This is a genomic window from Fodinibius sp. AD559 (genome assembly GCF_052712805.1).
The window spans coordinates 627,906-653,147 of sequence record NZ_JBQPVW010000001.1; the positions used below are offsets into that span (position 1 = coordinate 627,906).

Annotated in this window: 20 protein-coding genes and 1 riboswitch; of the genes, 8 read left to right on the forward strand and 12 right to left on the reverse strand. The window is 41.8% G+C overall.

Annotated elements, in window-relative coordinates:
- The first annotated feature begins 114 nt into the window (after positions 1 to 114).
- The gene (locus ACQ4LT_RS02930; protein ID WP_445664507.1) at positions 115 to 1,083 is read left to right on the forward strand and encodes a methylenetetrahydrofolate reductase; all 969 of its coding nucleotides are present in this window, start codon (positions 115 to 117) and stop codon (positions 1,081 to 1,083) included.
- A gap of 160 nt (positions 1,084 to 1,243) precedes the next feature.
- Here the strand turns inward: ACQ4LT_RS02930 and yaaA are convergent, their stop codons facing one another.
- Positions 1,244 to 2,005 (reverse strand): peroxide stress protein YaaA, encoded by a 762-nt coding sequence (yaaA, locus tag ACQ4LT_RS02935; RefSeq protein WP_445664508.1) that lies wholly within the window; start codon positions 2,003 to 2,005, stop codon positions 1,244 to 1,246.
- A 112-nt stretch (positions 2,006 to 2,117) separates the two neighbouring features.
- Entirely contained in the window at positions 2,118 to 2,576 is a 459-nt protein-coding gene (locus ACQ4LT_RS02940; RefSeq protein WP_445664509.1) for a CHRD domain-containing protein, read from the reverse strand.
- A gap of 181 nt (positions 2,577 to 2,757) precedes the next feature.
- Between ACQ4LT_RS02940 and ACQ4LT_RS02945 the strand changes: the two genes are divergently transcribed.
- The gene (locus ACQ4LT_RS02945; protein ID WP_445664510.1) at positions 2,758 to 3,771 is read left to right on the forward strand and encodes a LacI family DNA-binding transcriptional regulator; all 1,014 of its coding nucleotides are present in this window, start codon (positions 2,758 to 2,760) and stop codon (positions 3,769 to 3,771) included.
- A gap of 3 nt (positions 3,772 to 3,774) precedes the next feature.
- On the opposite strand, the gene polX is transcribed toward ACQ4LT_RS02945, so the two are convergent.
- Complete coding sequence (gene polX / locus ACQ4LT_RS02950) at positions 3,775 to 5,538, reverse strand: DNA polymerase/3'-5' exonuclease PolX (protein WP_445664511.1); 1,764 nt, start codon at positions 5,536 to 5,538, stop codon at positions 3,775 to 3,777.
- 80 nt (positions 5,539 to 5,618) lie between these two features.
- The gene (locus tag ACQ4LT_RS02955; protein WP_445664512.1) at positions 5,619 to 7,037 is read right to left on the reverse strand and encodes a sensor histidine kinase; all 1,419 of its coding nucleotides are present in this window, start codon (positions 7,035 to 7,037) and stop codon (positions 5,619 to 5,621) included.
- Between the two features lie 261 nt (positions 7,038 to 7,298).
- Between ACQ4LT_RS02955 and ACQ4LT_RS02960 the strand changes: the two genes are divergently transcribed.
- The 3 genes from ACQ4LT_RS02960 to ACQ4LT_RS02970 all read left to right on the forward strand — a co-directional run bounded on the left by ACQ4LT_RS02960 (position 7,299) and on the right by ACQ4LT_RS02970 (position 10,442).
- Positions 7,299 to 7,826 carry a nuclear transport factor 2 family protein gene (locus tag ACQ4LT_RS02960; RefSeq protein ID WP_445664513.1) on the forward strand — a complete coding sequence of 176 codons (528 nt, stop codon included), beginning with the start codon at positions 7,299 to 7,301 and terminating at the stop codon, positions 7,824 to 7,826.
- A 79-nt stretch (positions 7,827 to 7,905) separates the two neighbouring features.
- Complete coding sequence (locus ACQ4LT_RS02965; protein ID WP_445664514.1) at positions 7,906 to 9,615, forward strand: M14 metallopeptidase family protein; 1,710 nt, start codon at positions 7,906 to 7,908, stop codon at positions 9,613 to 9,615.
- A 56-nt stretch (positions 9,616 to 9,671) separates the two neighbouring features.
- Entirely contained in the window at positions 9,672 to 10,442 is a 771-nt protein-coding gene (locus ACQ4LT_RS02970) for a hypothetical protein (protein ID WP_445664515.1), read from the forward strand.
- A gap of 250 nt (positions 10,443 to 10,692) precedes the next feature.
- On the opposite strand, the gene ACQ4LT_RS02975 is transcribed toward ACQ4LT_RS02970, so the two are convergent.
- Positions 10,693 to 11,229, reverse strand: a complete 537-nt coding sequence (locus tag ACQ4LT_RS02975; protein WP_445664516.1) for a DUF421 domain-containing protein — start codon at positions 11,227 to 11,229, stop codon at positions 10,693 to 10,695.
- A gap of 333 nt (positions 11,230 to 11,562) precedes the next feature.
- Positions 11,563 to 11,658: riboswitch (TPP riboswitch) on the forward strand.
- 85 nt (positions 11,659 to 11,743) lie between these two features.
- Here ACQ4LT_RS02975 and ACQ4LT_RS02980 point away from each other — a divergent pair.
- The gene (locus ACQ4LT_RS02980; RefSeq protein ID WP_445664517.1) at positions 11,744 to 14,170 is read left to right on the forward strand and encodes a TonB-dependent receptor; all 2,427 of its coding nucleotides are present in this window, start codon (positions 11,744 to 11,746) and stop codon (positions 14,168 to 14,170) included.
- A 66-nt stretch (positions 14,171 to 14,236) separates the two neighbouring features.
- On the opposite strand, the gene ACQ4LT_RS02985 is transcribed toward ACQ4LT_RS02980, so the two are convergent.
- Positions 14,237 to 15,262, reverse strand: a complete 1,026-nt coding sequence (locus ACQ4LT_RS02985) for a DMT family transporter (protein ID WP_445664550.1) — start codon at positions 15,260 to 15,262, stop codon at positions 14,237 to 14,239.
- A 13-nt stretch (positions 15,263 to 15,275) separates the two neighbouring features.
- Positions 15,276 to 15,824, reverse strand: coding sequence for a DUF2911 domain-containing protein (locus ACQ4LT_RS02990; protein WP_445664518.1), 549 nt, complete (start codon positions 15,822 to 15,824; stop codon positions 15,276 to 15,278).
- Between the two features lie 236 nt (positions 15,825 to 16,060).
- Between ACQ4LT_RS02990 and ACQ4LT_RS02995 the strand changes: the two genes are divergently transcribed.
- The gene (locus ACQ4LT_RS02995) at positions 16,061 to 18,799 is read left to right on the forward strand and encodes a PAS domain S-box protein (RefSeq protein ID WP_445664520.1); all 2,739 of its coding nucleotides are present in this window, start codon (positions 16,061 to 16,063) and stop codon (positions 18,797 to 18,799) included.
- Between the two features lie 37 nt (positions 18,800 to 18,836).
- On the opposite strand, the gene msrA is transcribed toward ACQ4LT_RS02995, so the two are convergent.
- Together msrA and ACQ4LT_RS03005 are read right to left on the reverse strand one after the other, a co-directional pair.
- Entirely contained in the window at positions 18,837 to 19,511 is a 675-nt protein-coding gene (gene msrA, locus ACQ4LT_RS03000; protein WP_445664521.1) for a peptide-methionine (S)-S-oxide reductase MsrA, read from the reverse strand.
- Between the two features lie 79 nt (positions 19,512 to 19,590).
- Complete coding sequence (locus ACQ4LT_RS03005; protein WP_445664522.1) at positions 19,591 to 20,034, reverse strand: DUF1801 domain-containing protein; 444 nt, start codon at positions 20,032 to 20,034, stop codon at positions 19,591 to 19,593.
- A gap of 297 nt (positions 20,035 to 20,331) precedes the next feature.
- Between ACQ4LT_RS03005 and ACQ4LT_RS03010 the strand changes: the two genes are divergently transcribed.
- Entirely contained in the window at positions 20,332 to 21,333 is a 1,002-nt protein-coding gene (locus ACQ4LT_RS03010) for a potassium channel beta subunit family protein (protein WP_445664523.1), read from the forward strand.
- A gap of 60 nt (positions 21,334 to 21,393) precedes the next feature.
- On the opposite strand, the gene ACQ4LT_RS03015 is transcribed toward ACQ4LT_RS03010, so the two are convergent.
- The 3 genes from ACQ4LT_RS03015 to ACQ4LT_RS03025 form a co-directional block, all read right to left on the reverse strand.
- The gene (locus ACQ4LT_RS03015; RefSeq protein WP_445664524.1) at positions 21,394 to 23,640 is read right to left on the reverse strand and encodes a patatin-like phospholipase family protein; all 2,247 of its coding nucleotides are present in this window, start codon (positions 23,638 to 23,640) and stop codon (positions 21,394 to 21,396) included.
- 163 nt (positions 23,641 to 23,803) lie between these two features.
- A complete protein-coding gene (locus ACQ4LT_RS03020) occupies positions 23,804 to 24,601 on the reverse strand; it encodes a M23 family metallopeptidase (protein WP_445664525.1) in 798 nt (265 codons plus the stop codon).
- A gap of 81 nt (positions 24,602 to 24,682) precedes the next feature.
- Entirely contained in the window at positions 24,683 to 25,027 is a 345-nt protein-coding gene (locus ACQ4LT_RS03025; protein ID WP_445664526.1) for a tRNA-binding protein, read from the reverse strand.
- Positions 25,028 to 25,242 lie beyond the last annotated feature (215 nt).

The window sequence follows — 25,242 nt, forward strand, 5'->3', positions numbered from 1 at the left end:
TTTCAACTAAGCTACGAAGTGATTACCTTAGACACTGTTAGATTTTCTGTACGAAAATCGCGTAACTTGCAGAAAAGTTTTTGGATCTCAAAGGTACAAAGAAAAATATAGTAAATGAAAGTAATCGAGCATTACAGTAGAGCAACGGAACCGTTAATCTCATTTGAGATTATTCCTCCCAAAAGAGGGGGTTCGGTTGGTAAGGTTTTTGAGTCATTAGATAAGGTAATGAAGTATAATCCGCCTTTTATAGATGTGACTTATCACGCCGCGGAATCGTATTACGAGGAGCTGTCGGATGGAACGATCAAGCGGCATATCAAGCGAAAGCGACCAGGGACAATCGGACTTTGTGCGGCAATTAAGCATAAATATGATGTAGATCCGGTTCCGCATTTGATTTGCGAAGGATTTACAAAGGAGGAAACTGAGGATGCCCTGATCGAGTTAAATTTTCTGGGAATCGATAACGTGCTGGCTATTCGTGGGGATGCTTCCGACGATTCTACTCCCCGCATTAAAAATGGAACCTATAATAAATATGCCATTGATCTGGTACGACAGATTAAGGATATGAATAGGGGAGAATATCTTGAAGATATTGTAAATGCTCATGAGACAAATTTTTGTGTGGGTGTTGCGGGCTATCCCGAAAAACATTTTGAGGCCCCTAATCTCGATTTTGATATAGCAAGACTAAAAGAAAAAGTTGATGCGGGCGGTGATTACATCGTTACGCAGATGTTTTTTAATAACGATGCCTATTTCCGTTTTGTAGAAAAGTGTAGGGATGCCGGAATAGAGTGCCCGATTGTACCGGGCCTAAAGGTTCTTACACGCGAGCGGCATCTGAATTTCTTACCTAAATTTTTTCACCTGAATATTCCGGAAGCCTTATCGAATGAAGTACAAGCCAATCCCAATAATGCCAGAGAAATTGGTGTTGAGTGGGCGACTCAGCAGTGTACCGAACTGTTGGAGGGCGGTGCACCGGGGATCCATTTCTATATTATGGGAGATCCTACTCCTGCACTTGATGCGGTGGATAAAATCCCGCTGGGTCATAACGTGGCAAAAAGATGATAAGTTTGTAGATTTATTTTTGTCTCATAGCCAATACCCAAAAATTGATTTTTCTTATCTAAGTCTGTTTAAGGGAGGAGTTTTCAGAGCTTAGCTTAATAAGCTTGATGATATTGTAAGGACACGCGAGGACGTGTCCTTACTTCATTTAAGGTAATTATTATCGCACAAAGACCGGCTTGGTTTTATCTTCGGTATGCTCTTCGCTGTAGCTGTAGTCATTGCCGTTAAAGCCCAGTAAACCCTCATAGCTATCGATCTCGTTTTCGATAAGATAACGTGACATGGTTCCACGGTTCTTCTTGGCGTAGAACCCAATCACTTTTAAGTCTCCATTTTTGAAATCTTTGAACTTCGGCTTAATCACATCCACCTTTAACTTATCGGCCTGGAGTGCTTTGAAATACTCCTTGCTGGCAAGGTTCACAAATAGCTCATCATCTTTTAGCTCGTCGTTGAGGGCTTCGGTAAGGCTGTCGCCCCAAAAATCGTATAGCCTATCGTGTCCATTAACCTGCATTTTAGTTCCCATCTCGAGACGATAGGGCTGCATCAGATCCAGCGGACGAAGAATACCATACATTCCGGACAGAATACGCAGACTATCTTGAAGGAAATCAATATGTTCTTCATCAATGGTAAAGGCGTCTAACTCTTTATAGGCGGAGCCGTTAAAGGCGTAAATGCAGGGACGGGCGTTGTCTTTGGTAAATGGAGTGGAGAACTTTTGGTAACGTTCATAATTTAGGTCAGCCAGATTCTGGCTAATGTCCATGAGCTCTTTGAGCTCGTCTTTAGATTTTTGGGCCAGCTCATTATTTAGGGTTTCTGCTTCCTCTAAAAAACGAGGTTCTGTGGCTTTATCAGTAGGGAGTTCGCTTTCATAGTCCAATGATTTTGCAGGTGAAAGAACAATTTTCATAATGATATTAAAATATTGTCAGCGTTTAATAGTTGATTTCAGATATTGGGATGTATAACCCATTTTTTAAAAGGGATCATTCCATGTTAAAGAATTAGAGGGGTAAGTATAATCATTTTCCCAAGGGACCAATATTCCCACGGAGTTCCCCTTTTTGATTTTCAAAGGAGCTAATATTGATATAGAAACCCCCCTTTTTTAACAATGCTTTTTGTGCTTTTGAAAGCACAAATCGATTCTCTTTGCCAAGTAGCTTGCCTCCCGTTTTATCTTCGTTCAGCTCTGCTTTTAAACGGTGTAGCTGATTCCCGCTCTGTCCTCGAATACTCACCATTAGATAAGCACCCGAATAGTTAGCACTTAAATCTTCAAATTTTCCTTTCACCGTTAGTGTATCGCCATGCAGGGTAACAGTAGCGAGCCCCGAGCCACTGGTAGGAACGGGAGGGTCATGTTTATAGCCCGCCAAAATAATCTTTTTTGTTTGTTGGGCTTTAACATTTGTTGTATTACTCATCATCCAGAATATTCCCAGCAGGAGTGTAAATGTATAAATAGATAATCGTTTCATAATTTCAATACTATTTGGTGCTATGTCTTATGTAATTAACTCGAAAGATGCCGGTTTTATTTTGCAGTTTAAATAGTTCATCAATAATATGTGTACTATCCAATTTGTGCTGTAAGACTTGTTATATAAAATAAAAAAGGGGAACGGATTATAATTTAAAAGTGAGATAATAGCTTGTGCTATGGCTAAGAAACCCACCATTTACGAAATTGCCAAAAAAGTTGGCGTAAGTACGGCTACTGTTTCTCGGGTGCTTAACGATTCGCCGCGCGTTTCGGACAAAACAAAGAAGCGTATTTTAAAAGCGATGCGTGAGATGAATTATGCCCCGCGATTAACGGCCCGAAAGCTGGCCAGTAGCAAAGCGGAACTTTTGGGTGTGGTGGTACCCTCGTTTACAACACCCTATTTCAATGAAGTGCTTAAGGGGATAAAGGATGAAATTGGTTATACCGATCTGGATATGATGATTTATAATACCGGTTCCGATGACCCTCAGAAAGGATTAAAAGAGTTTTTCGGACGAGGGATCGCCGATGCGCTGATAATTATTTCAATTGATATCCCCGAACGCATCCATAAACAGCTACAGGCTACCGAAGTACAAACGGTGCTGGTAAATTCTACTCATTCTGAACACAGCTATTTTCAGGTTGATGATTATCAAGGGGGTTATCTGGCAGCCGAGCATCTGGTAAACCAGGGGTATGAGTCTATCGGTATTATTTCGGCAGCTGAAAAATCAGCTATGACAAAAGAACGCACGGGAGGATTTCAGGATTATCTGAGAGAACAGGGCATTGAGGTGAAAAACGAGCATTTTGTCCGGGGATCAATAAGCAAACATGCCGGATTTTCGGAAGAGTCGGGCTTTGAAGCTATTCAGAAATTCAACAAACGGGGAACATTTCCCGAGGCGATCTTTTGTCTGAATGATACCTTGGCTGTTGGAGCGATGTATGCACTTTCACGGTTGGGTATTGATGTGCCCGAGGACGTGGCTGTAATGGGATATGATAATATTAAGTTGAGTAAATATCTTGACTTGACAACCGTTGATCAAAAAATGTATACCATTGGGGTTAACGCTATAAAACAGATGACCAAATTGATTGGTGCCGCCGACAGTCCTGTTTTTCAACAGGTTTCTGATCCTGTTTTAGTCAAGCGTGGCTCGACAGAGAAACAGTCGTAATCGTTACCGGTGGCTTTGAAACCATTCCTTAAGTTCGTCAGTACTTTTGGTGTTTAGGATACGCTCTTTCTCGAATTTTGCTTTTCGGGCAATACGTACCCCATAGGGAATGTAGTCAATGCCTTTTTTACTGTGCGCGTCGGGATTAATGGCAGACATCAATCCTACGTCTTTGGCTTTATTGCCATGCCTCCAGTCTAAATCGAGGCGGCGGGGATTAGCGTTAATTTCGATAGCCGTTTTATGCTCTGCGGCCAGCTCAATAAGTTCGTTCATATCCAGGTCACTGCCGTCACGTTGTAACAGAAGTCGCCCGGTTGGGTGTCCCACGATATCGGTATAGGGATTTTCGATGGCATTACGGAAACGGGTCATCATCTTTTCGCGCGACATCCCCAATCCGTTGTGTACACTGGCGATCACAAAATCGAATCCGTCAAGAATTTCATCCTCATAATCCAGGCTTCCGTCACTTAGGATATCCGATTCAATACCCTTGAATATTTTGAAGTCGACACCATTATCGGCGAACTCTTTATTAAGCTGATCAATCTCTTCCCACTGCTTTTTGATTTCATCAATAGATAATCCACCTGCATAAGCAGCTGTTTGAGAGTGGTCACTCATCCCTAAATATTCATAGCCGCGCTCGATACAGGCTTCGGCCATCTGTCTTATGGAAAACTTGCCGTCGCTGTACGTACTGTGGGCATGCAGCACGCCGCGAATATCGTCATTGGTCACCAAGTTCATGGATTGATGAGATTCATAGAATTCAATCTCTCCGCGGTCCTCGCGCAGTTCTGGGGGTACAAAATGCAGGTCCAGATGTTCGTAGATATCCGTTTCAGAGCTGTAATCTATAGGTCGGTCGAAGTCGGTGTTGCCCTCGTCATCAAGTTTGAATAGTCCATATTCATTGAGTGAGAGTCCCCGCTCTCGGGCCCGTTGACGCAAAACCACGTTATGCTCTTTGCTGCCAGTAAAGTACATGAGTGCAGCGGGAAATTGCTTGGGTTTAACGATGCGAAGGTCAGCCTGACGACCGTTTTCTGTTCTGATGGAGCTCTTGGTTTCGCCGCGTCCCAGCACTTCGACGACCAAGTCGTGATCCACAAAAGCGTCAAATAAATCTGTGATGTATTTTTCCTGGGCGCCAATTAGAATATCTACATCGCCAATAGTTTCTTTTGACCGACGGAGCGAACCCGCAATTTCAATAGACTCAACGCCTTCCTGATCTTTGAGAAAGTTATACATGGGTTCAGCAATTTCGGTGGCCTCATCCAGCCGACAGCGTTCGTCGAACTGTTCCATCCACTCAATGGACTTTAAGATTTTCTGTGCCGATTTCTCTCCCAGTCCGTCGAGAGATGCCACCCGACCGTCTTGGCAGGCTTTTTTGAGCTCATCAAGTTCAGAAATACCCAGCTGGTCGTGAATTTTAGCAATATTTTTGGGTCCCAATCCCGAAATATCGAGCCATTTAATAATGCCCTCGGGAATACGTTCGCGCAGACTTTCCAGTACTTCAATGGTTCCCGTCTCGGCGTACGATTGGATATCCTCGGCAATAGAATTGCCAATGCCTTTGATGTCGGTTAGCGAATCATTTTCGATATAGTCATTAATATCTTCGTTTAGTGATTCAATGGTTTGTGCGGCGCGGTCAAAAGCAATGGCACGGAATCGGTTTTCACCGGCAAGCTGCATCAGTTGGTAAATTTCGCGCAGGCGTCCGGCAATTTCATCATTTGTTACAGACATAAAAAGCGTATAAATTTGGTATTACTTTTAGAATAGGTAAAGGTAAGAAATGCTACAATTTTTAACAGCAAATGATGTGCTTAATCGGTGGTTTCATCACACTCCAGCGGAGGGAAATAAGTTGTAAAGGTAGTGCCTTTATTAGGTTGACTATCACATTCAATAGACCCACCCATTGCATCTATTCTGATCTTAACAATGGAAAGACCAAGACCTGTTGAGGGTTCATCGCCGGTTGGTTTGTTGCTGATGCCGGCATAGGGCTCAAAGATCTGTTCTTGTTCCTCTTCTTTAATGCCAAGCCCTTGATCGCTGACTGACATCCTAAATCCTTTTTTGTTATCAGCTTTGGATAAAGAAACCGTAACAGTAGTATCAGAAGGAGAGTATTTTATTGCGTTCGAAATAAGGTTCTCTGCTACTTGCGAAAACATTGCTTTGTCGGTACAAAACGGTTTGTCTTTACAATCGCTTTTTAAATTAAGCGTAATATTTTTGGATGAAGCCTTTGGTTTAAATCCCATTAAAATGGCCTTTAACAATCCGTAGACGTTTACATTTTCAGGTTGGGTAGTATTGTTTTCACCTTCTTCAATTTTCTGTACGTCCAGAAAGTTATCAATCATATTCGACATTTTGTTGGCCGACTCAGAAATGTAATCCAAATATTCTTTTTGTTCCTCATTTAGTTGGTCTTGATCATTTTTAATGAGGTTAGCGATTGACATAATAGCATTAATGGGACTCCGAAGGTCATGTGCAGCCATACTCATAAATTTACTTTTCTCATTGCTTAGCTGTACTTCTCGTTCATGGAGATCAGATAGCATGCCGTTGCTTTTCTCTAGCTGATCGATAAGTTTCTGGTTTTCCCTGTTTTTCTGTCGGATAGTTATAAGGGCCATTACTATAGTAACTGTAATAAAGAAAAGTCCCCCATAAGAAATCAGATTAAACAGCAGAGAACTTTGATCGAGTTGCTTGCCTCTCTGTTCGAGTAGTTGTTCTTCCTGAGCAATAATTTTATCAAGTGCATTGCGGATGGCATCCATCTGTTCTCTGCCAAAATGGGTGTTGGTCAATGCTACTGCTTCTTCACCTCCTTGGTTATTAAAAAGAGCAATTGTTTCTTTAAGCTCAGCTAATTTCCTGTCAATAGCTGGTTCCAACTCATTGTTAATAACGTGCTGTTGATCGGATTTCTCATCAACTAAAGTGGTAAGCCGTTCAAGTCGGTGATCAATATGTTCCGTAGCATTTTTATAAGGTTCTAAATAATTTTGATTACCTGTAATAAGATAGCCACGCTGGCCGGTTTCGGCATCCAAAAGAATGGTGTACAGTTGGTTCGCACTGTGAATTACTTCATGAGTATCCAAAAGATTACGGGTGTCTTGAGTTTCTTCCACTTCACCATAATAGAGAAGCATACCCGTAAGAATTGTAAGCACAATCGAGACTGTAAGTAATATATAGATACTCCAGGAGCGTATATTCATAATATCAGCTACTTAACCTAAAGCAGGTCTTTGGTTACCAAAATGAGAGTTTACTATGAGCAATACCTAATGTTTTTTTATAGTCTCTCTTCTTTTACTATTGGAACTTGTAAATTAAGTCAATGAGAAGTCATGTCAAACTATTCATCGATTATGATAGAATTAGTTTTAATTTGGTTTTAGATTCAGTTTATTCCTACATCATAAGTAAATGTCGTGGATATATTTGTTAACAATTTTGAAAATTAGATTAATTGGACCATGAATTTAAAATGCATTGGTAACTTATTAATTCTCTCGGTTATTTTGCTGATTGCTATTGCATGTTCAAGTGGGAACAGGCAGTCAGAACAAGTACAGAAAAAGGCTATTAATACCATTTTGGATGACTGGCATTTGGCTGCATCCGAAGCTAACTTTGAGCGCTATTTTATGCACTTTACGGGCGACAGCGCTGTATTTATGGGAACGGATGCCACCGAACGGTGGACTGTTGCTGAGTTTAAACCGTGGGCAAAACCGTATTTTGATGACGGTCAGGCCTGGGGTTTTACGCCCGTTGAACGTCATGTTTATCTTTCAGATAACGAGCAGACAGCATGGTTCGATGAATCGTTGGATACGCCCAATTTGGGTCCGGCGCGTGGATCGGGAGTGCTCGTTAAACAGGAAGAGTCTTGGAAGATCGCTCACTACAATTTATCGATTCCTATCCCCAATGCCATTGTAGATACGGTGGTGAAACAAATTGATCGGGCCCTGGATGATTCTACCCTCAAAACAAACTAAATTCTTTAATCAAATCTTATTTATCGATAATGAGTAAGAAGATTTACTTTCACTCATTACTAAATCGTCTATTACATATATGATGAAGTTACTCTCTCGCACATTCGCTTGTTTATTACTTTTTTTAACGCTAAGCGTTTCGGTACAAGCGCAAAGCAATATTCAATCGCCGTCTGAATTTTTGGGTTATGAATTAGGTAGCCAGTGGACGTCGCATTATAAGGTGATGGATTACTTTTGGCATATTGCTGAAACCTCATCCATGGTGGAAGCAAAAAAATACGGAGAATCCTACGAGGGGCGTCAGTTGATGCTGGCTTTTGTTTCGGATGCCTCAAATATGAGTCGGCTCGAAGATATCCGCAAAAATAACTTGAAGCGTACGGGTCTATTGGATGGGGAGCCTTCGGCGGATACAACAGCAATCGTCTGGCTCAGCTATAATGTGCATGGCAATGAAACCTCCAGTAGCGAGGCGGCTATGAAGACGATCTATGAACTGGTTCGTCCCGATAATTCAGAAACCAAATCGTGGTTGCAGAATACCGTTGTGGTAATAGATCCGATGCTGAATCCCGACGGGCGGGAACGGTATGTGAATTGGTTTAGACAGACAGTGGGCGAAGAGTTCAATGCACAGGTAGAAGCCCGCGAACATCATGAGCCGTGGCCCAATGGGCGAACCAATCACTATTATTTTGATTTGAATCGTGACTGGGCGTGGCTAACACAAAAGGAAAGCCGTCAGCGCGTGGCTGAGTATCAGAAGTGGATGCCGCATATTCACGTCGATTTTCACGAGCAAGGTTACAATTCGCCCTACTATTTTGCACCTGCCGCTAAGCCCTTCCATAATGCTATTACCGATTGGCAGTCCGATTTTCAATATACCATTGGTGAAAATAATGCCAAGTATTTTGATGAGAATAACTGGCTCTATTTTACGCGCGAAGTATTTGATCTTTTCTATCCCAGCTACGGTGATACCTATCCTATTTTTAACGGGGCCATTGGTATGACCTATGAGCAGGCCGGCGGTGGTTATGCAGGATTGGGCATCCAAAAACCGCAAGGGGATACCCTAACGCTAACCGATCGCTTGACCCATCACCATACAACAGGACTTTCAACCGTAGAAATAAGTTCGAAAAATGCGGATAAGTTGGTAAGCGAATTTTCAGATTACTATCAGACGGCGCGGAACAATCCCCGAAGCGAGTACAAAACATTTGTGATTAAGGCTAATAATAATCCCGATAAACTGCAGGCTCTTTTTAACTTGTTGGAAAAGCATCGAATCAAATACGGGAAAGCGACCCGTGAGCAGACGTTAGGCGGATATAACTATCGAACCGGTGAAACAGAACGCATTCGTGTCACCGAGGATGATTACTTAGTGAGCGTACACCAGCCAAAGGGAGTGATGGCGCGTATTATGTTTGAGCCGCGTCCCGAGCTGGCCGATTCGGTAACGTATGATATTACGGCTTGGGAACAGCATTATGCCTATGGGATTGAGGGGTATGCTCTGGAGCGGCAGCTGGAGGTGGAAGAAACGTTCTATTCAAAAGAAGAATTAGATAATACGTTTGGTGAACCCCCCTATGCTTATTTGGCTCGTTGGGAGGATTTGACGGATGTTCGCCTGTTGACTGATCTACTGAAAAATGATGTAAAAGTTCGTTTTGCCAGTGAAGAGTTTAAAATGAATGATCGCATGTACGGACGGGGAACATTAATTATTCCACGGGCCGATAATAAAAATATGGGGAACGGTTTGACAACGTAGTACAAAAACTTGCTGCCAAACACAGCCAGCAGATTTATGGAGCCCAAACCGGCTTTGTGCGGACTGGGCCTGATTTTGGATCCTCTTCGGTCCGCTACCTCAAAAAACCACGCGTGGCTTTGCTGGCCGGTGAAGGGACAAGCTCAAACAGAGTAGGTGAAGTCTGGCACTATTTTGACCGGCAGATCAATTATCCCATCACGCTATTGGATACCGGCTATTTTGATGAAGTCAATCTAGATAACTATGATGTGCTGATTTTACCGTCTGCGATCGACGGTGATAAACTTAATGACGAGAGACTCCAGGAAGTTCGGGAGTGGATAGTATCAGGGGGTAAGCTTATTGCGTTAAAAGATGCCAACAACATGCTGGTTGATAAAGAGGGGTTTAATATCAAGTGGAAGGAAGATGAAGAAAACTCAGAGGATAAGGTTTCCCCAAATACGAAGCTGGATCGTTATGGCGAACAGCAGCGAGAATATATTACCGGGAGTAATTCGGGATCTGTTTTTGAGATATCGATGGATACGAGTCACCCGCTTGCTTTCGGTTATGAGGATAGCTATTTCTCCTTAAAACTTGACGCCGATGCCTATAGCTATCTGGACGAGGGATGGAATGTAGGGGTGGCTAAAGAAGACGCTCATATGAGTGGGTTTGTGGGATATAAAGCAGAAGAAGAGCTCGAAAATACGCTAACATTTGGTGTGCAGAATATAGGGCAGGGGTCGGTGGTTTATATGGTTGATAATCCCCTGTTTCGTGCTTTTTGGTATAATGGAAAGCTGCTGTTTGGAAACGCAGTATTTATGGTAGGCCAGTAGCTGTAGCCATTGGATGGCTGAAAGTGTTTCCCTGTGCTAAAATTTCTATTGTGAGGCTAACTCTTATTTAGCAAGGTTTTGTGTAGGCAGGCTATCGGATGGATAAAAAGTAAAACAAATTAGTACAAACTTACCCGACCCGCGGCCACGTTATCAGAGCATGTTGGGTAGCTTTTGGCAAGCTCAGTTAATCCACAGTAAGGGGATTCAAGATTGCCGATTAAAGAGATATAATTACTGCTGAATTTTTTTAACTATCCCATCCCTGGACACCTTTTAGAAGCACATTATCTAAATCGTGGTCAGGGTCGTCATGATGCAGTACCGATATATCGCCGGTTGACTCCATCACTACAGCCTGAATCTGGGTCATCTGCGTTACGTTTGCTTCCCGAAGCTTGGCTCGTAAATCGGAATGTGTGACTTGTGCTCTTTTTAAATTCTTCTCAATAATTTCCGTGTTTTTCATTAGAAGTATTGGTTCATTATCAACCAGTTTACTCATTATTGAAGAGTTACTACGAAAATGAGCCACGAGCATCTGAATTCCAAAAAGTGTTCCCATAGCAACCGTAGCATGTACTAAAGATGGAAATCTGAACAAAATAGTACTGGCCAGGACGGAACCAATAGCTATCGTGATAGCGAAGTCATAACTTGACATTTTAGAAAAAGAACGAACCCCGTATATGCGGGTACATAAAATTAAAAAAATATAAATCCCGAGCGTTGATATAATTGCCATGAAAACGGTATACCAAGAGGTGAAAATCCAGGAGCTATCCATAATAAATTCTATTTGGGTTTGAAATTAATTCTAATAAAGGTCGCTAAAAGAGCGAAGTTATCATTTGTTATACGGTATGGATTGCATTTAAAACCTTTCAAAACGTAATGAAATCAATTTTGAGGTAATCTCACAGTATTTAAATATATCAAGTGATCTGAAATGCCAAACTTAATTATTTTCAACGGTTACAGTTGATGCATTTTATTTACACTTGATTGTATTTATTATGTGAAAATGATGGATGTGGATGTTTGCCAAGTGCTATTTATTGTCCCAAACTTATTTTGAAGATATGAAGTAAGGATCTTATCTTTCGACCGAATAAAAATCACCCAAGGTTGGGGGTGCTTGCAACAGCAGGCTGAGATCATACCCTGAGAACCTGAACCGGTTAACACCGGCGTAGGGAAACCAGAGCAGTAGAATAGAATTCTATTCTGCTGCCCAATTGATCAGCATTTCTTGCAAGTTCATCTCCTGCTCTTATGAACCTAATAAGACGGAGGAACTTATGTTTTTCAAACTTTTAAAAAGCACAACACTCCTGTGCTTTATTATTTTATGTAGCTCATCACTTTTTGCCCAAACAATAACAGGAACCGTGACCGATGCTCAAAGCGGCGAACCGCTGGCCGGTGCAAATATTGTGCAGGTTGGTACTTCAAATGGGATTTCGGCAGAAAGCGGCGGGCAGTTTTCGCTGGACTTGATCGACGATGAAGCCCAAAAGATTTCGGTTTCATTTGTCGGATATAAAACCCAAACCGTTGATATTATCGAAGAAGGTAGTTCGGTTGATATTGCACTGGTGCCAAAGACCATTATGAGTAATGAGGTTTTTGTGAGAGCGCTACGCGTTGATGAGGCCTCACCGATGGCATATGAAAATATCAGTCGAGATGAAATCGAGCGGCAGAATCTGGGACAGGATATGCCCTATATGATTAGCAGTACGCCGTCGGTAACTACCACATCGGATGCCGGAGCAGGGATCGGATATACGGGCTTGCGTATTCGCGGTGTGGATCAGGGCCGTATTAATGTGACGGTAAATGGTATCCCCATTAATGATGCGGAATCTCATGGCGTTTTTTGGGTTAATATGCCTGATCTGGCCTCATCGGTAGAAAATATTCAGATTCAGCGTGGTGTGGGAACTTCTACACAGGGTGCTGCCGCATTTGGTGCAACGATGAATATTCAAACATCGCAAATGCGACCGGATGCCTACGGAGAAGTCAATACAGCTGTGGGCTCTTTTAACACCCGAAAAGCAAATGTGATGCTTGGTTCGGGCTTGATGGAAAATGGTTGGCAGTTCGAGGGACGACTATCAAAAATTGAATCCGACGGTTATATAGATCGCGCCTCTTCGGACTTAAAGTCGTTCTATCTGTCGGGAGCAAAACACGGCGAAAATAGCCTGCTGCGTGTTGATGTATTTTCCGGAAAAGAGAAAACCTATCACGCTTGGAATGGGGTACCAGAAAGCAGGCTTGAAAATGGTGATCGAACCTATAATTCTGCAGGCACCGAAAAACCGGGTCAACCTTACGAAGACCAGACCGATAACTATCAGCAGGATCACTACCAGCTCCATTATTCCCACCAGCTGAGCGAAAATTGGAATGCTAATGCTTCGCTGCATTACACCTATGGGCGCGGTTATTATGAGGAATACAAAGCAGATCAGGCGCTGCGGGAGTATAATTTTGATTCCATACAACTGCCGGATACGACCATTTCACAGAGCGATTTAGTTCGACAGCTTTGGCTCGATAATCATTTTTACGGTGGCGTGTTTTCAACGCAGTACAATAAAAGTGATCGCTGGTCGCTAACCGTAGGCGGTGGTTATAATGAATACGACGGCGATCATTTTGGAGAAGTTGTTTGGGCAGAGTTTGCCGGAAGTACAGATGTTGAAAATCAGTATTACGATAACAATGCCTTTAAAACAGACTTTAACAGTTACGTTAAAGCTAATTATAGCATCACGGATAAGTTAAGTGCTTTTGCTGATGCCCAAATTCGTCATATTACTTATGAGTTTTTGGGAAAAGATCGCCAGCCGGCTCCGGGCGGTGGCCAACAAGTAGTAAATGTACAGCAAACCGATCGCCTGACATTTTTTAATCCCAAAGCCGGGTTAACATATAACTTTGCTGATCATCAGCGAGTTTATGCTTCAATGAGTGTTGGGAACAAAGAGCCTACCCGTGATGAGTATGTGAATTCCACGCCCGAAAATCGTCCGAAGCATGAAACGCTCTATGATTGGGAGGCAGGATATAAAGGAGAGTTTGATCGCTTTTTTGTAAAAGCTAATCTGTATTATATGGATTATAAGAACCAGTTAATTCTAACCGGTGAGATCAATGATGTAGGAGCTTATATTCGTCAAAATGTACCTGACAGTTACCGAGCCGGAATAGAGTTACAGGCCGGTATTCAGCTTCATGAAAACCTCGAATGGTCCGGAAATGCGACCTTCAGTCGCAATAAAATTGAGGAATATACTTACTATCTGGATAATTATGTTACGGGTAGTCAGGAATCGACCACCTATACGGATACTGATATCGCCTTTTCACCGGGATTTACTGGGAATTCCTCATTGCGTTTTACTCACCAGGGATTTTCTGCCTCATTGAATACCAAATATGTGTCCAAACAATATCTGGATAATACCCAGACCGAAAGCAGAACGTTGGACCCCTACTTGGTGAACGATCTGCGGTTGAGTTATGATTGGAGCACCACGCCGTTGCTGAATATCCTCAAGGCAACCTTAAAGGTAAATAACATTTTTGACGAGATGTATGAATCCAACGGATATACCTATGGATATATCTCTGGAGGAGAAAAGCAGTTCTTTAATTATTATTACCCGCAGGCAGGACGCAATATTCTGCTGCAGCTATCGTTTAATTTTTAGATAGTTATGTTTAGAGGATTAGTTTGAAAAGGCGGGTCGCCAGACCCGCCTTTTTTTATTATCAAATTAGCTTTCCTGCTTTGTTTCGGTAAAGAATGTTAAGTCCTCCTCTTTTTGTGTACGTGTTGTTGATGTAGCTCCAGCATCACTGTCGATAACCTGAATAAATATTGCACCGGTGATAATAAATGCCGCTGAAATTATTTCCATCAGGCTGGGATTTTCACCGATACTGAGCCAAGCTATTACCAAAGCTGCAATAGGCACCATATTACCATAGAGTACCACTTGGGTTGGACCCAGTATTTTTAACGCTCGTACCTTAACCCATTGGCCAACACCTACTCCGATTGCTCCACCGGCTAAAATGGCGATCCAGGTCCAAACACCTAACGACAGCCAGGTCACTTCAATTAAATCAGGAGTAGCTATAAGAAGATATAAAGACCCGCCAATAGCAGTGCGCAATGCTACGATAGAAACAGATCCGTATTCCCGTGCCAAGGGTTTTATGGCGTGTAGCTCGATAACAGTAAGAGCCAACGCTACAATAAGAATGAGGTCACCCAGCCAGTACCCCTGTTCAGGACGCAATCCATCCCAAGCCAAAATAACGGTACCTATGACTGCAAGAAAGACTCCGGCATATCCGAATTTTCCCATTTTCTCGGTACGGAACAGGTATCCGATGCCCGTACTTATAGCGGGCCCAAGAGCCAGCCAGAGCGAAGCACGTGCCCCATGAGTTAGTCCTAATCCTTCAATACCCAGCCAAGGGGCCAGCGTTGCACCGATTACAGAAACAAACAGGAGGCGTGGCCAGTCCTCCTTTTTAATTTTGGGTAAGAATGGGACCTTAGACGAAGTCTTATTGCATTCAGTTCGGTATTGCAGGTACATTACCAAAAACAGAGCAATGCCTCCCATCGCAAAGCGTGATACGCTGAATGAGATGGGAGACATTTCAGTTAGAGCAATTTCGGCCAGTATAAAATTAGCGCCCCAAAAAAAGACGAATAGTACGAGTAGGCCGTGATGAGGTAAAGCGTCCCTATTTACCGAAGATTTAAGAGGATTAGATGTCGAAATAATGCGCTCGCTCTATCTATTGTGCATTAATTGTAAAGGGTACTTTGGTATTATCCCAGTGCAATACAACGGTTGCTGATTCTTGAGTAACATCCTCAAAATAGAAGAGCAGACGCTCTATAAAATCTGCTTTTTGAGGTTCTACTGTAAATCGTAATATGTCTTTAGATTTGTCGTACTGGGTACCCCATGAAAGTTTTGAGTTAATAATTATAGTCCATTTATCTTTACCGGGGACAGTATAGAGCGAATAGGTGCCAGCTTTCAGCTTATTTCCTTCGATTGTTACGTCATCAGAAACGACTAACGCTGTAGATTCATTAGCTCCTGTTCTCCAAACCTCACCGTAGGGTACCAAATCTCCGAAAATCGTTCGATCATTGACGGCGGGACGTCCGTACGTGATGGTGATATCAGTGGTACCAATAGTTTGGCTTACCGTTGCATTCGGACTTGTTCTTGGCTCATCATTGGCACGCTCCTGAGCTAATGCAGTTGTAGTAATGCATAAGCTCATTAATGCAACAAGCGAAATCTTGAAAAAGGGTGATAGAATAGCTTTCATAATAAAAATGATTGGTTTAGAATTAATGGCACACAGTTTTAACTTAAAATGTAATAAGATCGTTTAATGCCATTTTATAAAGTTATTATTTGTTAATAATGTCTATCATTTTGAAAAGAACAATTCCCGGCATTGATATTTAAACATTTATGTTTTCTAATAAGATAGTAAATCCTTATATATACAGGAATAAGAGGTGTTGGCATTTTAATAAGAGAATCAGTGGTAAATAATAAATGGAGGAAAAGCCAAGGTCCCGGTTTTCTAAAGATATTGAAGAACTCTTTAGTAGTGGAACAGTTATTTTGTTCATATGCGCTGCTACTTCAGATTTCCCCATTCTTTCTGTTAGTCAGAATTCTGAAAAAATTTTAGGATTTGCACCTTCCTATTTTATTGAACATGAGAATGGATGGTCGGATCGGATTCATCCAGATGATAAGGAAGAAGTTTTCGATCAGTTTTGCAAGGTTATTGAAGAGGGAGGAGGAGCAATAAACGAGTATCGTTTTAAGACGGAGTGGGGAGAATATATTTGGCTTCGGGATGAAATAAAAGTTGTTGAGAATGAGGATGGTGATAAGCTTATATATGGGTCTTCCATAGATATTACCGAACGAAAGAAAGCAGAGATAACTCTCAAAGAGAATAAAACCGAAGAACTAAAGCAGGAGATCAACCGAAGAAAACGGGCAGAAGAAAAATTACAGAAACGCCTTGAATATGAAAAGGTGATTTCTCAAAGTTCTAAATTGCTGTTGGAGAGCAACTCATCAAAAGCCCTCGAAAAGAGCTTGGAATTGCTCCAGGATGTTACTGAGGCTGATCGTATTTTTCTTTATAAAAATAAAGAGGTTAAGGGTGACCTGTACTTAGATCCGGTTTTAGAGGTAACTGAGACTGGTATCGATCCTATCGTTGAAAATCTGGATCGAACATTCAAATATTCCGATGTACCTTGGTTGTATGAGAAGTTGTCATCACTTCAAAAAGTACATGCCCAAATTGATGAACTGCCAGAGCCTGAACAATCCATTTTAAAAAATCAGCAGGTACAGTCTATCTTAATTATTCCCTTTACCGTTGAAGATGAATGGAAGGGATATATTGGGTTGGCTGATACGAGGAAGAAAAGAAAGTGGAATGATCAAGAAATTTCATTGCTGGAAACAACATCCCGGATTATAGCTGCTTTCGAGAAACGGAAAGCTATTGAGGAGTCGCTGGTTGAACAGCGAAACTATACCAATACTATTTTGGATAATCTGCCGAGTATTTATCTACTGATGGATGAGAATTTGCAGCTTGTGCAGTGGAATAGCTCTGCCGAACGGTATACCGGATATAGAGGAGATGAGCTTAAAACGAAAACGGCTTTTGATCTTATCAAAGCTGGACATCATGAATCATTAGAGGAAGCAGTAGATCAAGCTCGAGAGCAAAAGGGAAGAGGCACTGAATTAGATATTCTGACAAAATCGGGGGAAACAATTCCCTTTTTCTGGCGCGGCTATTTTATAGAATTTGATAATGAGCAGTTTTTCTTATGCGTTGGGATTGATATTACCCAGCAAAAAGAGACGGAACAGGAATTACGAAATGAGAAACGATTTAACGAAGCCCTTTTAGAAAGCCTGCCGGGTATCTTCTATATGTTTGATGAAGAAGGAAATTATCACCGCTGGAATCAAAACTTACTTGATCGAACAGGTTACACGGAGGAAGATATGCAGTGGATTACGCCGGATATTTTGTTCGGTAAAGAGGAATTAGACGCAGTAGAAAAAGTAATTGAGAGAGTTTTTGAAGTTGGACAATCAGAGATAGAATCGAAGCTTAAAACAAAAGATGGCAAAAAGATACCATACTATTTGACGGGCAAATTATTTAAGCAAGATGGTAATAACTATTTGCTCGGTGTCGGTCATGATATGTCGGAACAGGTAAAGGCGCGGGAAAAATTACGTAGAAGCGAAAAGCTTTTTCGCAATCTATTTTTGGATGCACCGGCCGGCATTGTGATGGTTGGGCCCGAAAATGAGGTTCTGGCTATAAATGAGAGTTTTGAAAATATGTTTGGATTCAGCAAGGAAGAGCTTAAGGGTAAAGATGTTGATGAGTTTATTGTGCCGGAAGAAGAACGGGGAGAGGTGCCCCGAATGCCGTTGAAAGAATATGCTTCTGAAAGTTTTAACAGAGAAGCAAAGCGTCTGACCAAAGACGGAGATCTTATTGACGTATTTATTGCCGCTATACCGGTTTATATTGATGATAAACCTATTGCCGGGTTTGGAATGTATATCGATATTACGGAAGAGAAAGAATATGAACACGAGATTACCAGCTCGCTTAAAGAAAAGAAAGTGATGCTGAAAGAAATTCATCATCGGGTAAAGAATAATTTGGCTATTGTTTCGGGATTGCTGCAGCTACAGATGTATGAATCAGACAACCCACTGATACATGATACACTGGAGGAGAGCGAACGCCGTATTCAAACGATGGCGCTTATCCATGAGCAGCTCTACAATTCCGAAACCCTGGAAAGCATCTCTTGTGATACATATCTTGGTGATCTCGTAGAGACGATTCGAAATACCATCGGTTCTGATCAAGAGGTTGAAGTGACTGCTGATATCGAAAGTATAGAGTTGAATATTGAACAGGCGGTGCCCTTCGCACTCTTAGTAAACGAAGTGGTTACCAATTCGTTTAAACATGCTTTTGATGGGGGAAGTGATAATGTTATTACCATTCGGGTAACTGAAGAGAATGGACAGGTACAGGCCCGGTTAAGTGATAATGGCAAAGGTCTGCCTGATGATTTAGAACCCGAAATGAGTGATACGCTGGGTATGAATCTAATTGATAACTTTGCCCAACAGTTGGAAGCTGAATGGGAGATAGGCAGTGATAATGGAACCTACGTTAATTTGCTATTCAGTATTGATGGGGAAGGCAAAGATTCTGTGTAAATAGATCCTGTCAGATGTATTGTATATAGCTCTAAAGCTACTCCTTTACGTTATCTTTAAGCAGATGGGAAAATTCCTTCCGAAACTTTTTGAGCTTCGGAGCAATTACTACCTGGCAATATCCCGCGTTGGGATTATTTTCATAATAATTCTGATGATAGTTCTCGGCCACCGAATAGTTTGACAGGGGTTCTATTTCGGTAACGATGGGATCTTCCCACAGGTTAGAATTATTAGTCTTTTCGAGCGATTTTTCGGCAATTTCTTTCTGCTTTTCATTGTGATAAAAAATAGCCGATCGATATTGGGGGCCTACATCAGCACCTTGTCGATTTTTAGTAGTGGGATTGTGCGTGTGCCAAAAAACTTCGAGCAGCTGTTTGTACGAGATAACAGAGGGATCGAAAGTGATGCGAGTCACTTCGGCGTGACCAGTTTGTCCCGATGATACCTGACGGTACGTTGGATTGGGTAACTCACCCCCGGCATAACCGGCAACGGCTGATTTAACCCCCTTAACTTCTTCAAAAACAGCTTCGACGCACCAGAAACAGCCGGCCCCAAAGGTAGCTTCTTCCATAGTTGTTGAGCTCATGGTGTCAGTAGTGTTATTAGTTTGAGCCTGTACTACAGCTGATGAAAATATTACAAAAGTAATAGCTGTAAACAGTAAACCCTGAATTTGGTTTAATTTTGTATAGTGTGTAATCATAAGTCATCCGATTTAGTTACACATAGTAACACAAAAGCAGGGCTAACCGTTTATAAGATGGAAGTAAATATTAGAGAATCTATTTGCGTATTTCTTCGTATGCTTCTATAAACTCATCCGGTGTATGTTTGCCAATGATGGTAGCAATAGGCTCGAGGGGTAAGTCGGTAACCATGTTGAATCGGATGCAAGAACGCCCCATGTCCATTTTTTTGCCGGCCTTTTCAAACTCTTCTTCCAACCATTCCTGAAGTTCCTCATCCTGATATACCGACATTAGATAAAGAGAATTGTGATTCTCCTGTGCGGCCAAGCCTATATAGTTGAGAGGCTGATTGTTATAGGTGTCAGGGTATTCCTCAAGAGGAATTTCATAGCTAATCATTCCCCAATTAATTGTTTCTTCATAGCCCTCGGGAATATTCTCGAGAATCAGCTCCCGTATCTCTTCAATCGGTTCTCTGCGATATTCGGGAAGTTGTTCAATGTATTCTTCTACAGTTTGAGCCATATTCTTTGCCATGACAGAAATTCGTTAGTTGATTTTTGCAAATTAAATAGTACCGAAAAATAATTGTGTACAACAAATTACTCTAACAATAATAGTATTGTTCTTGTAATTATATAAAAATCGGATTTCTTTCTTATAGAAACCGATTCAATTTGCCCATAATATAAGTGCTATAAATACCAATTTCCGCCCCTAAACAGCGCTTATCCAATTGGGCAATATCCAAACGATTTTATCTTTAAAAACCTTGTAATTATGCATTGTTAAAACAGTATTAATTTAATTATAAAAAGAGCTAATAACATTATTATGGAATACAGATTTTTAGGACGATCAGGGCTTAAAGTTTCAGCTCTCTCTTTTGGATCGTGGGTTACGTTCGGCGATCAGATTGATGAAGATGTAGCTTATGATTCGATGAAAGAAGCCTATGATGCAGGGGTTAATTTCTTTGATAATGCTGAGGTTTATGCCGAAGGGCAGTCAGAAATTATGATGGGTAATATTATTCAAAAAGCAGGGTGGAAGCGTACCGACCTGGTACTGTCTACCAAAATATTTTGGGGCGGTGAAGGCCCCAATGATCAGGGACTTTCTTTCAAGCATATCAAGGAGGGGACCGAGGCGGCACTAAAACGCCTGCAAACTGATTATGTTGACCTTATCTTCTGCCATCGCCCGGATAAACATACTCCGATCGAGGAAACGGTCCGGGGCATGAATCAGATGATAAAAGAGGGGAAGGCTTTATACTGGGGAACCAGTGAATGGTCGGCGCGACAAATCCGTCAGGCATATGATTTTGCTCGTCAGGAGCATCTGCGTCCACCATTGATGGATCAGCCACAGTATAATATGTTTCGGCGCGAAAAGGTGGAAAAGGAGTTTGCTCCGCTATATGATGAGATTGGTCTGGGTACGACTATTTGGAGTCCGCTGGCCAGTGGTTTGTTAACCGGTAAGTATAACGATGGAGTGCCGGAAGGAAGCCGACTATCGCTCGATAAATACGATTGGCTGCGTGAAAAACTTCTGGAAACAGAGAGTGGTCGTCAGAAGCTTAATAAAGTGGAGCAACTGGCTGAGGTAGCTGAGGGTGCGGGAATTCCCATGCCGCAGTTTGCACTGGCATGGTGCCTGAAAAATAAGAATGTAAGTACGGTTATTACCGGGGCATCAAAGCCAGAACAGGTTGAGCAGAATATGGAAGCTATTAATGTAGTTGATCAAATGACGCCGGATATCATGGAGCGAATTGAAGAGATCCTTGATAATAAGCCCGAACCTGAGGCTGATTTTCGTAGAGACTAAAAGTTAGCTCATCCTGATTTTTGATCCAATGCCCGGGGATAAAACCTCGGGCATTGCTTTTTAAAAATGATACCCCATATTTAGCTTTACGGCATAGCCGCTGGTAAGATCCGGGGTTGAAAGTGCAATTTCTATAGGGCCAACAATTGAGGTTGCTCCAAATGCCAGGGAGTAGCCGGTTTCTAATCGTTCTTTATCTATATTGAAAGTCCAGTGGTCAGCAAGGTGTGCCAGGTTCATCCCCCCGCTGATATAGGTATTTTTTGTTATCCTGGCCTGTAATTTTGTGCGGAGTGCTTTAATATTTGCGGCACGAAGCTGTTGGGCAGGATGTCCCATAAAAGGTAACTGCTTAAGTTCAAAAACAGGGTTTTGAGATAGCCCGCCTAAATAATAATAGTAATGAAGAGGCAATTCTGAGGTAGAAGAATATCCGGCAAAAAGTTCGTTGGAAATGTTTACTCCATCAATGAACTGAATAGTGGAGAACCATTTGCCGGAAGTCTGGAAAAAGTTTGCAGAGCTTCCCCATCCGGGTTCTGAAATTTCGGTTTTTAAACTGAGGGATTGTCCTTTTGTTGGGAAATAGGGGCGATTAAGGGTGTTAAAATCAAGGGTCAAAAATGGACTTAGCACAAAGGTGGTATTGCCCAATACAAGCGTATTTCCGATAGCTTCATTTAAGTTGTACAGTTCTGATTCGAGGCCGATTTCTAAATCGGCTTGTTGCCATAATTGAACTGCGAATGATGGTTTAACCGTCAATTTTTCCACATCTACGCTCGATAGGGCCTGGTTTTGGTTGTAGTAATTGATGGGAGAACGCTGTAAATTAAATTTTGCTTTGACATGAGTAAGCGGGACAAGGCTGATAGGGATACTGTGATCTAAAGTAAATTCTAATATTTCACCAGCTCTTAGCTGCATGGTCAACCGGTCATTCAAAAAGATAATATCGGTTAAAGAAACGCCGAATAGCAGTGCCGCTTTATATTGGCTGTCGTATCGCATGCTAAAACCAGCATACTCCTGTTCTTTGTGCTGGAATTCCAAGACGAGATGGTTACCCTCAGTATCCCGGTTGTTTTGTAGACGGTATGATATTTGGCTAAAGAGTCCCGAACTGTAAAGGCGGTTTATTTTTTGTTCGAGCTGAGAGAACGTAAGTTTTTCCGGGGGACGTATATCAAGACCGAGAAATACCTGCCGCTGTTGTAGTAATCCCGTTAAATTATTGAGTGAAATATCTGAGACAAGGATAGTATCTTGCCGTGTTGATTGAATTGGCTTGAATGTTGAGGATGCTATTTTGCGGGCCCCCAGCGCTTCTTTAATTCCTGGCAGTGCTGCACGGGCGGCTCGCTCACCACGGCGAACAATTTCATCTACCTGTTCATAACTGAATGTTGAAAACTCGCTGATATTCGGCCGAATGTAGATATCCGTTTTTTCTTTTTGGATGACATCCGATTCTTGTTGATGAAATCCTACCGACTGAAAGAGCACGTCAACAAATGTGTTGAGACTATCAAGTTTTCTGATAGGTTCTCCGACATCAGATGTGATTACAAAGTCGGCACCGAGATTTTGCACATCTTCAACCGGTATATTTCGAGCAACACCACCATCAATATATGTTTCTCCGTCAATTTTGACTGGTTTAAAAATACTGGGAATGGCAATACTGGCTCGTACTGCATCGGGCAGATAACCGCTGGAAAAGCTTTTGGGTTCTCCCGTAGCTAAGTTAGTTGCCACAGCCGAAAAAGGGATCGGTAGCTCAGTGAAATCTCGTACATCATGAAAGGGGAGCATAAGCCGGTAGAGCATCATGGATATATTTTGTCCGTCAATAAGGCCGGCAGGTAGCGAAAGCTGTCTGTCATCTAAGGGGAAACTAACAAGATAAGTATCCTTTTTTAGATTCGTATTCGATATTTGTTGTGGATTAATTTGATAACTGTCATTTAAAAGAGTATTCCAGTTCGAAGTTCGAGCTATCTCTTCGATCTCTTGAGGTGAATAACCAATGGCGTATAATGAACCTATGATTGAGCCCATGCTGGTGCCACTGACCATATGTACGGGAATTCCTTCTTCCTGAAGTACTTTAAGTACTCCAATATGAGCAAATCCCTTGGCGCCTCCTCCACTCAAGGCAAGTCCCAGTTTTATTTCTTCGCCAGTGGCGGTGTTTGCAATTTGCTGCTGATCTTGCTGGGCAATTCCTAAAAACGGGATGGATAAAAAGAATAATAGCAGGAACGTTCTTTGTATATCGAACTTATTCAAAATTGGACCTGCCATGCGAGTCGGATTTGATGAATTTTATGGAGAACAAATATACGGTAATATAAAAAGATCAGCGAATGGGAGATATTAAATTAAATTTATTTGGGTGTGCTTTTTGCCAAGATATTAGATCGGTATTTGGGATTTAATAAATCTTTAGGGGGGGGAGTGGCATTAATCAATTAAAAATCAATTCTTGTTCATATGAAAAACCACTTTTTAGTGTATTCGGGAGCTCTCTGAATTTTATTGGCACCGACTTTGATCCGGCCAGAACTACAAAATGCAGGTGTGGGGTGGTAGAGTATCCGGTATTTCCGCTAAAGCCGATAACTTCTCCGGCATAAACTTGTTCACCCATATCAACGATTGCTCCTTTGTATCGCAGATGAGCATAAACCCCTACGGTTCCGTCGTTATGACAGACCATGATTTTATTAGCCTGTTGCAAGTAATTTTCATTGTCGCCGCCCTTTTTATTGCTGACGCTTACAAATCCGACAGTACCGCCGCGCGCAGCACTAACCAGGCTGTTTTCGGGCATATAAAAGTCGAAGGCGTAATTTGAGTTTGGTAAGTTATGGGTGAAAGTTGAGTTATTTCCCTGGATAAGTAGATGTGATTTTCCCTGGGGATAAGGCAGTAAATATTTATAGCTGTCATTATGAATAGCATCGGGATTTCCAAGTGTGAGATGATATCGAACCTGTCCTTTGAATTCGGCGGGAGAATCTAATGAATCGATAGGCAGTTGAATGAGTTTATCTTGCGCCCCTTTGGGGATAAAACGATTAAACTCCGTATTCATCGAGTCGGGTTCTGCTTTTAAAAATACGGGGCAGGGTAAGTTGTTTTTGGCCCACAGCGTGAGTTTTTTATCAGATATATCATCCCAAATAAAGACAGCCTGGGCATTGGATTCCTGCATTATCCCAACTATTGCAAGAAAAGTTAAAAGTACGGTAATTATTCGCATAGGATCGTTCTGTTAATAGGGGATAATTTACGTACCCGGTTTACACTATGTAACAGTATTAAGTATTACGAAGTTTATGTGTTAACTAAGTTTGCTACCATCTGGGATGGTTTTGTCGGGCACTGCCAGTACTACGCTGCCATCATCGCTGTGAAAGCCGGTAATGAGACATTCAGAAATAAATGGGCCAATTTGTTTAGGTGGAAAATTAACGACGCCAAGAACTTGTTTGTCAATTAGGTCGCTTGTTGCGTACAGGTCAGTAATTTGGGCACTGCTTTTCTTGATACCTATATCATCTCCGAAATATACCCACAGTTTATAAGCAGGTTTATTTGCTTCAGGAAATTCCTCAGCCCTTTTGATGGTTCCGACCCTAAGTTCGACCTGCTCAAATTGCTTCCAGTTAATTGTTTGTAGTGACATTCTATTATTGTTAAATGATTAGATTTCGAAGTAAATATGCATTGTTCAAAATAATGCAATTTGTCTTGTTGTATCTTGTAAAACAGCCGGGTATAAGCTCATTATCGCCATCTCCCATTCCCAATGTTGGAAGAGAGCAAGTTAACTACAAGAGCCAAATACACTATTTGAAATAAGTTTTAAGATTTTGATGTTGAATCTTAGCGGAAGCATAT